13 protein-coding genes are annotated in these 12145 nt (G+C 57.8%); 3 read left to right on the top strand and 10 right to left on the bottom strand.

What is annotated here, in order from left to right; genetic code table 11:
- Nucleotides 1–109 precede the first annotated feature (109 nt).
- Entirely contained in the window at nt 110–1300 is a 1191-nt protein-coding gene (locus tag VSS37_RS08195) for a DUF2157 domain-containing protein (RefSeq protein ID WP_324694347.1), read from the top strand.
- The gene (locus VSS37_RS08200) at nt 1297–1791 is read left to right on the top strand and encodes a GDYXXLXY domain-containing protein (RefSeq protein ID WP_324694348.1); all 495 of its coding nucleotides are present in this window, start codon (nt 1297–1299) and stop codon (nt 1789–1791) included. Before VSS37_RS08195 ends, VSS37_RS08200 begins: the two co-directional genes overlap by 4 nt.
- Here VSS37_RS08200 and VSS37_RS08205 read toward each other — a convergent pair.
- The 9 genes from VSS37_RS08205 to hldE form a co-directional block, all read right to left on the bottom strand.
- Entirely contained in the window at nt 1788–2090 is a 303-nt protein-coding gene (locus tag VSS37_RS08205; RefSeq protein ID WP_324694349.1) for a 2Fe-2S iron-sulfur cluster-binding protein, read from the bottom strand. The genes VSS37_RS08200 and VSS37_RS08205 overlap by 4 nt on opposite strands.
- Nucleotides 2091–2094: 4 nt before the next feature.
- Entirely contained in the window at nt 2095–2463 is a 369-nt protein-coding gene (locus tag VSS37_RS08210) for a hypothetical protein (RefSeq protein WP_324694350.1), read from the bottom strand.
- Between the two features lie 2 nt (nt 2464–2465).
- Complete coding sequence (gene waaA, locus VSS37_RS08215; protein ID WP_324694351.1) at nt 2466–3746, bottom strand: lipid IV(A) 3-deoxy-D-manno-octulosonic acid transferase; 1281 nt, start codon at nt 3744–3746, stop codon at nt 2466–2468.
- Nucleotides 3743–4534 (bottom strand): aldo/keto reductase, encoded by a 792-nt coding sequence (locus VSS37_RS08220; RefSeq protein ID WP_324694403.1) that lies wholly within the window; start codon nt 4532–4534, stop codon nt 3743–3745. Before VSS37_RS08220 ends, waaA begins: the two co-directional genes overlap by 4 nt.
- Nucleotides 4534–5214: a BPSS1780 family membrane protein gene (locus tag VSS37_RS08225; RefSeq protein WP_324694352.1), complete on the bottom strand. Its 681-nt coding sequence runs from the start codon at nt 5212–5214 to the stop codon at nt 4534–4536. Before VSS37_RS08225 ends, VSS37_RS08220 begins: the two co-directional genes overlap by 1 nt.
- 78 nt (nt 5215–5292) lie before the next feature.
- On the bottom strand, nt 5293–6495 hold the full coding sequence (locus VSS37_RS08230) for an FAD-dependent oxidoreductase (RefSeq protein WP_324694353.1): 1203 nt from the start codon (nt 6493–6495) through the stop codon (nt 5293–5295).
- A gap of 3 nt (nt 6496–6498) precedes the next feature.
- A complete protein-coding gene (locus VSS37_RS08235; RefSeq protein ID WP_324694354.1) occupies nt 6499–7668 on the bottom strand; it encodes an RDD family protein in 1170 nt (389 codons plus the stop codon).
- A complete protein-coding gene (locus VSS37_RS08240) occupies nt 7668–9365 on the bottom strand; it encodes an Hsp70 family protein (protein ID WP_324694355.1) in 1698 nt (565 codons plus the stop codon). The genes VSS37_RS08235 and VSS37_RS08240 overlap by 1 nt, the downstream gene beginning before the upstream one ends.
- Nucleotides 9366–9388: 23 nt before the next feature.
- Nucleotides 9389–10828: a bifunctional D-glycero-beta-D-manno-heptose-7-phosphate kinase/D-glycero-beta-D-manno-heptose 1-phosphate adenylyltransferase HldE gene (hldE, locus tag VSS37_RS08245; RefSeq protein ID WP_324694356.1), complete on the bottom strand. Its 1440-nt coding sequence runs from the start codon at nt 10826–10828 to the stop codon at nt 9389–9391.
- A gap of 82 nt (nt 10829–10910) precedes the next feature.
- On the opposite strand from hldE, the gene VSS37_RS08250 reads away from it, so the two are divergent.
- Nucleotides 10911–11531, top strand: a complete 621-nt coding sequence (locus VSS37_RS08250; RefSeq protein WP_324694357.1) for a hypothetical protein — start codon at nt 10911–10913, stop codon at nt 11529–11531.
- Nucleotides 11532–11697: 166 nt separating this feature from the next.
- Here VSS37_RS08250 and VSS37_RS08255 read toward each other — a convergent pair.
- Nucleotides 11698–12145 (bottom strand): choice-of-anchor Z repeating domain-containing protein (locus VSS37_RS08255; RefSeq protein WP_324694358.1); only part of this gene is annotated, 448 nt, incomplete at its 5' end.

Raw genomic sequence — 12145 nt, forward strand, 5'->3', positions numbered from 1 at the left:
ATACGAGACAGAAAACGATCAAAGGTAAGGTGTTCCATTGAAGTTACAACACCTTACGCGCACAAAGCAGTAGAATGAAACCCTACAAAAACATAAAACCGGTTTTTCAATGAGCACTATCGCCAAGCTGAATAACTGGCTGCAAGCTGGGCTGATCACACCAGCCCAACATGCCGCCATCCTCAACTTCGAAGCCCACCGGCCTCAAAGCGTCAACTGGTGGCTTTACAGCCTGATGATCCTGGGCGTCACCATTATCGGGCTAGGGATCATTTCCCTGATCGCGGCAAATTGGGCGGATATTCCCGACAGCGTCAAACTGGGCATAGACTTCAGCCTGCTGACCGCACTGGCGGTGGCAATCTACTGGCAATACCCCAACCGCAGGCATGGTGCCTGGTTCGAAACACTGCTGACCGGGTTCATGCTGCTGTGCCTAGCAAGCATCGGGCTGATTGCGCAGATTTACCATATCGGCGGCCAATGGTATTACGCCTTGCTGTTTTGGGCAGGCATCACCGCCCTGCTTAGTCTGTACGCCCGTAGCCTGTTTGCCCGCTTCCTCTGGGTGACGCTGTTCCTGCACGGGCTGGCCTGGAGCGTGGCGGCGCTGCCCGACAACAGTTTCAGGTGGGAGGAAACGCCATCCATCCTATTGCTCACACCGCTATTGACGGCGCTGCTGCATTACCTCGCCACCCATGTGAAACCGCTGCACGGCTATGCCAGCAGCCTGTTTTTCTGGTTCCAACTCAGCGCCATCGTCGCGCTGGCGTTTGCGGACATCACCCGTTCCAGTGGGGAAATGAATGATTACCGCGCTATCTGGTACCTGCCCGCCTACCTCACAGCGGCCATCCTGGCGGTGGGCATACTGCTGTCCAAGCATTACCGGCTGTTGAACCGGCTATTGCTGTTGGCCGCATTGACGCTGCTGCTGCTGTACTACCACCCGGATCTGCTGTTTACGGGTGCCCAACGCTATGCCTTGTTCGGTTTTACGCCTCACGCCGATGTCAGTTTCTGGCAGGCGGATGACATCCGCGCGCCGATCCTGACCTTGCTGATCCTATTCCTGTACGCAGTCCATGCGGGCAATAGTGGCCATCAGCGCACCTTCAGCCTAATCACCTTCCTGATCGGCTTGCGCTTTGTGGTGCTGTATTTCCAGGCGATGGGGGGATTGGCCGCCACTGGCGTCGGCCTGATCATTTCCGGCGCGTTGATCATCGCCATGGCATGGCTGTGGTACAAAGGCCGTGACCGTTTCCGCCAATGGGCCAGGGGGTTGCAAGCATGAACCGACGTATCCTGCTGATTGTGGCGTTGGCCTTGCCCATACTGGTGCTGGGTGTGGACGCTTTCATGCATCACCTACAACGTGCCAACGGCGAAGCGGTGACGTTGCCGATAGAAGGCTTTGACCCGCGCGACCTGTTATCCGGCCACTACCTGCAATACCGGGTGGACTACGGGGTGGAAAATGGCTGTGACGGATACATCGGCGCGGCCAGCGTTTGCCTGCGCCCCACGCGCGGCATTTATCCACGGGGCGATTTACCCGCAGATTGTGGGCTGTTCATCCAAGGGCATTGCGACGACCATGGGATTTTTCTGGCAGATATTGAGCGTTTTTATATTCCAGAGGAATATGCGCAAAGTTTGGAAGACAAAGTGCGCGACCATCAAGGGGAGTTGGCGCTGTCAGTCGATCGGCAAGGCAACGCCGCCATCCGCGACCTGCTGATTGACGGCAAGCCGTGGAAGGAAGTGGCGCAAACCAGCCATTAGCGCCACGGCTCCCAGTCCTTCCCCATTTCCGGCACATTCAACACCAGGTCGGAGCAAGGCAGGCTGACACAGGGCAGCAACCTGCCCGCCGCCGCATCCTCCTCAAACAACGCCAACGGCTCGCCGTCAGGATAACGGACTTCCCCCGACACAATTTGTGCCATGCATACGCCACAAACCCCGCCTCCGCAACCCCAGGGCACCGGAACTTCCTGCCGCAAAGCAGCCTGCAACAAGGTTTCGCCGTCGTTTACCTGGAAACGACAGCCAGTGTTCAGGATCGTGACGTTATAAGGCATGGGGTCACGGCTTGGCAAAGTGGTAGTAGGTGTCGTTCAGGTAATCCGTCACTTTATCCAAATCCTCGTCGAACAGCCGTGCGCCAAGATTGGCGTCGCAACGGCGCACCTGCGCTGACAGCATGGCGTAATCCTGCATCTTGTGGTCAGCGCGGGTATAAACGCCAGAGTCATGGCAACTGATGCAGTTGGCGTCATGGATAGCCTGGCCAGACAATTCGCTGTTGGCGGTCGCCTGCGGCGGCGCATTGGGCGCAGTTTTCTGTTCCTGCGCCACGGGTGCCACAGCCGTATCGGTTTTGGTTTCGCCACATCCCACCAAGGAGCCTGCAACCATGCCCATTGCCAGCGCCAAAAGAGCCAATCGTTTCATTTTCATCCTCCTGATGTTTTCATCAGTGTGTTTATAGCATGAATCAGGCAATCCACCGCCCCTTGATTCTGCTGGAAAAACTGTTTTGCTGCCTGCCCCGCACATTGCTGCGCTGCGGCATCCTGTAGCCAAACCAACAATTGTGCGGCCAAGCCCGCCTCATCCGGCACCAGAACCGCACCGCCTACGTCACAGAGCGCAGGGAAAATGTCCGCGAAATTGTGCACATGTTCGCCACTGACCACCGGCACGCCAAACGCAGCGGCCTCCAACGGATTATGCCCGCCATGCGCCACCAGGCTGCCGCCGATGAAAGCCACGTCCGCAGCTGCGTACCACAGCAACATTTCCCCCATGCTGTCACCCACAACAATAGCGGTTTCCGGGGGAAAAACACCGCCCGCGCTGCGCCGCGCCACCGGCAAGCCGCTATCGGCACACAACGCCGCGACCGCTTCAAACCGTTCCGGATGGCGTGGCACCAGCACCAGCAGCAGCTCAGGCGACTGTTCACGCAAACGGGCAAACACCCGCAGGATGATGTCATCTTCCCCCTGATGGGTGCTGGCAGCCACCCACACCGGCCGCTGCCCGCCCCACTGGCTGCGCAGCCGCCTGCCCTGTTCCAAGGCCGCATCCGGAACCTGCAAGTCAAACTTGATATTGCCGCACACCCTGAGCTGTTCCGGGCGTGCGCCGAGTTGCTGGAAGCGCTGGGAATCCTGCCGGTCACGGGTGGCTATCACCTGCGCATGCGCCAGCGTTTCCCGCACCAGACTGGCAATCCGCGCATATCCTTGGGTGGAGCGGGCGGACAGGCGGGCATTGGCCAACAACAGCGGAATCCGCCGTTGGGTGCAGGTAGCGTAAAGGTTCGGCCAGATCTCGGTTTCCATCACCACCAGCAACTGAGGCTGCATGCGGTTCAGGAAGCGCGCCAGCGCATCCGGCAGGTCATATGGAAAATAATAATGCAGCACTTTTTCGCCAAACAGGCGCTTGACGGTGTCGGAGCCAGTCGGCGTCGTGGTGGTCACCAGCAAGGGATGCTGCGGGTATTCTTGCAGCAAACGTCCAATCAGCGGGCGGGCAGCGATGGTTTCCCCCACCGACACCGCATGCAGCCAGATGCAAGGCCGCCCGGCAACGGGAACAAAGCCGAAACGTTCCCCCAACCGCCGCCGGTAGGCAGGATTGGCGCGGCTGCGCCATAACAGCCGCAGCACGAACAGCGGCGTCAGCCCGTACATCAGCAGCGAATACAGGAAACGGCGGATGCTCACGCCCCCAGCGCCTCCAGCGCTGCCGCCACATTGTCACGCAAATGCTTAGGGTTGACCGTTCCCAGCACCACGCTGGTCGCTCCCGGCTGGGCAAAGATAAAACGCAGGGCATGCCCGACCGGATCGGCCCCACCGAACTTGTCCAGATGGCCACTGGCGAACGCCTTTTTCACCAATACGGCACGCCCTTGCGCCACCGCAGCTGCCAGCACCGGCAATTCGTCGGTATAGGCCGGGTTGTAAGCAGCCATCACCACATCGCAACCCAGCTCATACGCCAGCAGGCCCCCTGCGGCGGTTTTCGAGGAAATGCCAACGGCGCGCACCCAACCTTCCTCCCGCATTTGCAGCAACGTATCCAGCGCCGCCGTTTCCCGCAGGATGCGCGCATCGTCACCATCGGAATGGATCAACACCACATCGAGATAATCGGTTTTCAACAGGCGCAGGCTATTCTCCATGCTTTGGCGGATGCCGTTGGCGGTAAAATCGAAATGGGATCCGCCGTCGTGGAAGCTTTCCCCCGCCTTGGTTTCGATCACCCAGTCGTGGCGGGAATTGGGCAACAACCTGCCGATACGTTCCTCGCTCAGGCCATAGGCAGGTGCCGTATCCAGCAGGTTGATGCCCAGATCGAAAGCCAGCGCCAGCAATTCGCGCGCCTCCCGGTCGGATGGCAACTCAAACCCCTGCGGATACTTGACGCCCTGGTTGCGCCCGAACTTGACCGTCCCCAACCCCAGCGGGCTGACCTCAATGCCGGTAGCCGCCAGCGGACGGCGCTTCATCAAGCGAACAGCTCTTCGTAAGAAACGTAAATGGCCCCAACCGTCACCGGCATCACCACCAACAGCCCCAGCCCGAACGGGATGGAACCAATAATCCCCAGCACGGCATAAATCAGGAACAGCACCAGCAAGGGCGCGATTTGGGTGACCGCAGTGCTGACACAGGTTTTCAACGCTTCCATCACGGGCATGCCACGGAACAGCATCAACGCCGGGGTGTAATTGAAGACGATGAACGACGCAAACCCGACCAGCAGCATGAACGCCATTCCGCCCACACCAAAGCCACCGACGCCAACGGTCGCACCGCGCAGCAGGTTGTCGCCAATAAAAGCGGCGCTGATAATGGCGATGACAATCGCCGCCGCAAACATGACCCCCCCCAGCAGCAGGAACTGGTTACGCTTCTGCGGGTTCACCAGCACCGACCACAGATGCTCAAGCTTGACCGGATTGCCCGCCTTGGATTGTTGCGCGGCGTACAACATGCCCGCGACCAACGCTGGCATGATCAGCAAGAGGATAATCTGGCCAATAATCGGCAATACGCTCAACACAATGGCACCAACCCCACCGATCAGCGCCATCAGCACCCAGGTCACCATATCTTTGGAAAAAATTCCCCACCCTGCTTTGTACCAATCCACTGCGCGGCTCGCAGGAATATTTTTGACTGACATAACACGATCTCCTTGATGAGTTTTTCTGGCAAACGTTTTGTGACTGCGACGTGCGTCGTGTACTGGTTATAGTTTTGTTCAAAGCCCGCTGAAATTTACGGAATCCCAAGCAGTTTTGGCGACCGGCGGTGTTGGCAAATTTTCTGCCGCCGCGCCTGATGCCGATTTTGCCATGCCCAGTTCCGATTGCAAATGGCCGGACAACAGCGGTGCAAACGCCAGCTTGGTCGGCCAGGCGGCGATGACATTGGCGAGGCGGACAAACACTGGTTGGTCTGGGCGGCCACCATCCAACTGGTGCCCCTCGGCGCGGTCAACGTTCCAGGCCGCCCATTCCAGGGCGCTGAAATCCAACCACGGCAACAGATCGGCCAATTCGTGGCGGGCGGTGGCGATCGCCTCCTCCGCCGGTTTGCCTGCGCCCAGTTCCGCTGGTTGCCCACCGACATACCACACCACCCTGCCCTGCGCGTCCCGGTGCGAAGTAATGGTGGCGCGCGGTTTGTCGCTCATCCCCAGCGCATGTGCGTAAACCATCGGCAAATCGCCCCGCGCCAGCACCATTTGCAAGGGGCGGCGTTGCATCTGCGGCAACCTATGCCCCTGCCCGGCCAACACCGCCAGCAAGGTTTCATTGCCCGCGCCTGCGGCCAGGACAATCTGCCGCGCCTCGATTTCCAATCCAGCACCATCCGGCAGCACTGCATGGTAACTGTATCCCTGCCCCGCCTGCTGCAAGCCGGAATCTTGTACATTGATTTGGATCAGCCCATCCGCCAGTTGTTCCCGCAGCGTTTCCAGCAACGAAGGCACATCCAGCACTGGCTCATCCAGACGGTACAGGCCGCCGTGAAAACGGGTGTCGCGGAACAGTTCGGGGTAATCCGCAGGCGGCAGCGCCTCCATCCGGCTTTTCATCAGCTTGCTGGCGAAAAAGCCGGTCATGCGCGAGCCGATCCCAGCGGAAGTCCACAGCAGTTGCGATTCCGCCAGTATCCTGACCTTGCTTAAATCAACCGGACTTTCGCCGTTGAGCGCCGCCCGCCAGATACCCGGCATCTCGCCAATGGCCAGCGCGGCACCGGTCAGCTTGCCAGTGAGGGCGTATTTGGTGCCGCCGTGGATGATGCCCTGGGAGGCGATGGTTTGCCCCTTGCCCAATTCATCCGCCGCCAGCACGGCGTTGCAGCCTTGCGCGCGCAGTTCCGCCAGCAGCCACAAACCGGCGATGCCGCCGCCCACAATCAACACATCCACCGTCAAATTCTGAGGATTTGCCACAAGTTACCCCTTGATTACATACGAACGGCTGATCCAATCATGCAACAGCATATTGTTGAAACTCATCATGAAAGCGTTGATCCATACTGTGATCTTGAAACCCACGATGCACAGACAAGCGAAGAATCCCCGCAGCAGGGAATGATACCAGGACATACGCCCCCCTTTGCCATTGACCACCTGCAAGCGTAACAGTTTCTTGCCAATACTGGCCTGCCACGGCGATGCTTCGAGCAACGGCATCAACAGCAGGAAATAGGCCAGGGCACTGTTCAGCCTGAATGTAGACAGTGTGTCATCATTCATATTCATCTCCAAAGCAGCCAGCACAGCCTCCAGCCCGGACATGAAGGCCACAAAAACCAGAATATCGAGGCAAAAAGCGGCAATGCGCGAATAATAATGCGACACACGCGGATGAATGCCCGTCCGCGTCGGTTTGCCATCCGCACTGTGGCTTTCCAGATACGGCAAGACAGCATCCAGTTGGCTGGCCGGGAACATCTGGCTGTATTCCCGCCACTTGCCATCCCAGGCAAACACCTGATTGAAGTAATTCAGCACCGGCGGTTTGAAAAACAGGGCCTTTTTCTGCCAGGCGATTTCATTGGCTTCAGCCACCATTCCAAACAGGCGGTCACCCGCCTCTGCCCGGAATTCAATATCCAGCAAGGAGGGATTACGCTCGATAAACTTCCATAACGCCACATCGGAACCGGCATTTTGGGCCTGGAAAGCCGTCTTTACTTGTTCAAACAAAGCCTCCCAATCCGCATTCCGGTTAGGGAACCAGTCTGCATCCGATGGCCCTGCTGGCGTATTGGCAGGCTCCACAGGCTCTGGAAGCACTTCAGCCACAGGTGCCGCCAGACAAATTTCCACAGTTTCATCCATCCCCGTAAAGTCTGTCCCTGGCAGCGCAGGCAGAGGAACTTCAACTTGCACTGATGACCCAGGTTCCGGTATGGGATCAGGCGGTGCCAGCGTTTCAGGCCCCTCCCATTGCCATTCAGATTCGCTGTAAAGCAGCGCCTGCTTATAGGCGTCATGCAGTTCACGGAAGGCTTGCGGATCGTCATCCGGGCGATTCTGCTTCAACAGCCGGGCATAGCTGCGCTTGATGGCCTTTTTGTCCGCATACGGCTCAATGCCAAGGATTTGCCAACAGTCCATCAGAACAGGCCATCCTGCTCGAAACGGTCAAGAATGCTGGCGAACTCTTCCCGCGCCTGCCGGACTTCTTCTGTATCCTGCCGTTCCAGCACGGATTCAAACCAGCGCAGGGCGTTCTGGATTTCATCACGTTCGTAACCCAAACGGCCTTCATACAGACGCTCCGCCCGGGCAATCAGGGCAATATTGGCTTCATCTTCACGGGGGTGGAATTTGAGTGTGGCCAGCTTATCCTTACTGGCCTGAATATCGCGCTCCGACAATTGCGTCGGCGTATTCAGCACCATCTTGTAATATTTCTCGCCGGTGGAAAAAACTTCCACGTCGACTTCCAGCACGCCGTTGATGTCGTAACTAAAGCGCACATCCGCCCCTTCCTGCCCACGTTTGGCTTTGGGCAGCCGAATTTCCAGCTCACCCAAGCGGATATTGTTTTTCACCAAGCGACTTTCACCCTGATAAAACTCCAGCTTGAGCTTGCTTTGGTTATCCCCAGCAGTGACATAACGGTTGACCTTGCTGACCGGCACGATGGTATTGCGCTCGAGAATAGGGCTGAACAAATCCCCTTGCTGGCCTAGCGAATCATTCTCGTTGTAAGTGCCGACACCCAACGAATACGGGCAAATATCGGTCAACACCATATCTTCCAGTGCCGCATCGCGGGCTTTCAGGCCAGCCTGGATCGCCGCCCCCATCGCCACCACCAGATCAGGGTCGAGATTGGCGGCTGGCATACGCCGGAACATTTTCGCAATCATGGAGCGAAAAAAATGCATCCGGGTAGCACCCCCTACCAGGATCACCTCATCCAGCTCGCCTGGGCGAAGCTTGGCATCGCGCAGGGCTGTTTCAATCGGACGCTGAATACGTTGCAGCAAGGGTTCAGACAGACGAATGAAATCATCACGCCGGATGCTGACCGCCTGGGTTTGCGCTTCTATAAACCGCTCGACATGCACCACATCCGCCGAATTCAACTGGCGCTTGGCCTGCTCCATCTGCGCGTAGACTTTCTGCAAATCTTTGGAATTGAGCTTTTTGCGGGAAATATCAGCCAGTGTGAGGAAATGATTGACCAGCACTTCACGGAAATCCTCGCCCCCCAGAAAATTATCGCCAGCGGAAGCATGCACCTCCAGCACGCCTTCAAAGTATTCCATGATGGACACATCGAACGTACCACCGCCCAAATCCACCACCATGAAATGCGTGTGTTCCGGCGTTTCATGCAATCCGTAAGCAATGGCTGCGGCTGTGGGTTCATTGACCAGTCGCTCGACTTTCAGGCCAGCCAGTTCCCCGGCCAGAATGGTGGCCTTGCGCTGCTCGTTGTTGAAGTAGGCAGGCACACTGATAACGGCTTCAGTCACCATTTCACCCAGAAAAGTTTCTGCGTCTTCCTTCAGGCTTTTCAGCACAAACGCAGACAGCTCCGGCGCGGTGTAATGCTTTTTCAGGGCAACCTTGCGGTCGGTGCCCATGTAACGCTTGAACACGGAAGCCGTGGTATCAGGGTGGGTCAGCAAGCGTTCCTGCGCCGTTTTGCCCACCAGCACCGTGTCATCCTTGCTGAGATGCACCACCGATGGGGTGAGGAAATCCCCCAGGCGATTCGGGATCAGTTCCACCTTAGCGTCTTTCCAGACCGCGCAGGCGCTATTGGTTGTACCCAGATCAATGCCGATAATTGTCATATTGTGCTGGCCTTCACTTGCTGTTATTTGCGCTCTTTTTCCATCTCCTGGATTTTCGCAATGGTATTGGTGGTGGAAACACCGTCAACAAAGCTTAACACGACCACATCCCCACCGTTATCCCATACGCAGCGGTTGCCTGGAATCTTCTGCGGATCGTTGTCGCCGCCCTTCACCAGCAGATGGGGCTTGACGGCACAGACCAGGCGTTCCGGGGTGTCTTCGCTGAAATCCACCACCCAGTCGACGCAAGCCAGCGCTGCCAGCATTTTCATACGGTTTTCCATGGTGTTGACCGGGCGGGTCGGGCCTTTGAGCTTGCGCACGGACTCATCCGTATTGACCGCCACGACCAATCGGTCACCGAGCTTGCGGGCCTCCTGCAAGTAGGTCACATGGCCAACGTGCAAAATGTCGAAACAGCCATTGGTCATGACGATACGCTCGCCGTGGACGCGGGCTTCCTGCACGGCTGCCAGCAACTGTTCCTCATTGACCACACCTTTGACTTGGGCATGGTGCGTTTGCACGGCTTTGTGCAATTCTGCAACGCTAACAGTGGCCGTCCCCACTTTGCCCACCACAATCCCAGCGGCAAGATTGGCCAGCGCCATCGCCTGCTCCACTGGCAAGCCTGCCGCCATGCTGGCCGCCAGCACGGCGACCACCGTATCACCGGCACCGGTCACATCGAACACTTCACGGGCGCGGGTGGGCAGGTTGTAAGGTTCCCGCCCCTGACGTAGCAGGGTCATGCCTTGCTCACTGCGGGTGATCAAAAGATTGTCCAACTGACAGCGTTCCAGCAATTGATTGCCACGTTTGACCAGATCGGCTTCATCCTGCCAATCACCGGCCGCTTCGCGGAACTCTGACAGATTGGGGGTAATGACGGTCGCGCCCTGGTAAACGGCAAAGTCTTTCGCCTTGGGGTCAACCACGACGGGCTTGCCGACGGCGCGCGCCAGGGCAATCAGCTCCCGCGCCTGTTCCAGCGTGCCCTTGCGGTAATCGGACAGCACCACCACATCCACATCCGCCAGCAGCTTGCGGAAACTTTCCAGCAGGCTGCTGTGATCCTGCCCGGCGAAGCTTTCTTCGAAATCCAGCCGGATCAGCTGCTGATGGCGGCTGAGGACACGCAGCTTGGTGATGGTGGGGACATTCGCCAGCGTCACGAAGCGGGTGTCGACGCCCCGCCCGCGCAGCGTATCCGCCAGCGAGCGGCCCGCTTCGTCCGCGCCAACATAGCCCAACAGGATGGCCTGGCCACCCAGGCTGGCGATATTCAGCGCCACATTGGCCGCGCCACCGGGGCGCTCCTCACTGGCGTCCACATGCACTACAGGCACAGGGGCTTCGGGGGAAATGCGGGAAGTCTGGCCAGACCAGTAGCGGTCCAACATCACATCGCCCACCACCAGCACACGCGCCCTATCAAAAGCAGGAATTTGCAAGCTCATCGTTATTTTTTCATGTAAAGCAGGAAAAAAGGGAACCGGAAGTTTATCATAAACCGCATCGGCAACAGCAGGAGTCAGGAAAATGCCCCGTAGAATTTTCAAGGAGGGGAGACGGTACACGTTCAGCGATTACTTCGAAATGGGGCAACCCACCGAGGAAATCCTGGCGGAGCTCGGTTACAGCTTCCAGACCCAAGCGTTGCGACTCCCCAAAGCCGAGCATATCGACCAGGCGAGCATACAAAGCCTGCGGGAAACCTACTACGCGCTCGCCACCAAAGTCTCCCTGAACTCGGAAGCCGCCAAGCGTGAATTCATGATTTCACCAGTGTTGCAGACCATTGTGCGGAGCATGGATGTACGCCTGAATGTCGAATACCCGGTGGACATCGACGAGCATCTCAGCGGCACTATCGACTACCTGCTGCGCTCCCAATACGAACTTATTGTGATCGAGGCCAAAAAAGGGGATCTGGAGAAAGGTTTCAGCCAGTTGGCGGCGGAAATGATCGCCATTGACCGTTACGACAGCGACAATAACCCTGACCTGCTGTACGGTGCCATCACCATCGGCGAAGTCTGGCGATTCGCTATGCTGGAACGCCCGCAAAAGCGCTTGCTGCGCGACATACACACATTGCGCTTTCCCGAAGATCTGGAAGAACTGTGCACCATACTCGGCGGAATTCTTCATAAGGGCTAGAGCCTTCAGCGGGATAGGCATTGATGGAAATCACCTTGTTTCATGCATGTTCCCAAGGGCAACAAACAGGGAACGTCTACCGCTTCAGGTTTTCCCGGCTTCCCGACAAACACCGATTTCAATATCCAGACAAGAAAAGCGTCACACCCGCCAAAATCAACCGCCATCATTCCAGTAGTATTTGCATGATGATGGGGATGATTTTGGTTGCATCATTGGCGTTGCTGGCTTCCACATTCAGGCTTATCCAGCCGGAAACCTTGTCGGCTGTATTCCTCACCTGGAACTGGTACGCCCCTGCCGTGCCGACTTTCAGGCGGAACTTCAGGGTGCTGCTGCTTACGTAAGTGGTGTTCTCCGCCGGGATCACTGACAGGTTGCCGCTCGGCAACTTGAAGTAGACCATTGAACCCGACTGGAAATTACTGCCGGTCAGCGTGAAGTCCTGCTCGGTCTCTGCCTGCACCACATTGTTGGGGCTCAGCGCCGTGATGGCCGGGGTTGGGATGGCCGGTTCCGTCACGGTCAGGTTGGCCCAGCCGGACACCTTGTCGGCCGCATTCCTCACCTGGAACTGGTACGCCCCTGCCGTGCCGACTTTCAGGCGGAACTTC

Source organism: Candidatus Thiothrix phosphatis (assembly GCF_035668035.1).
Taxonomy (GTDB): Bacteria; Pseudomonadota; Gammaproteobacteria; order Thiotrichales; family Thiotrichaceae; genus Thiothrix; species Thiothrix phosphatis.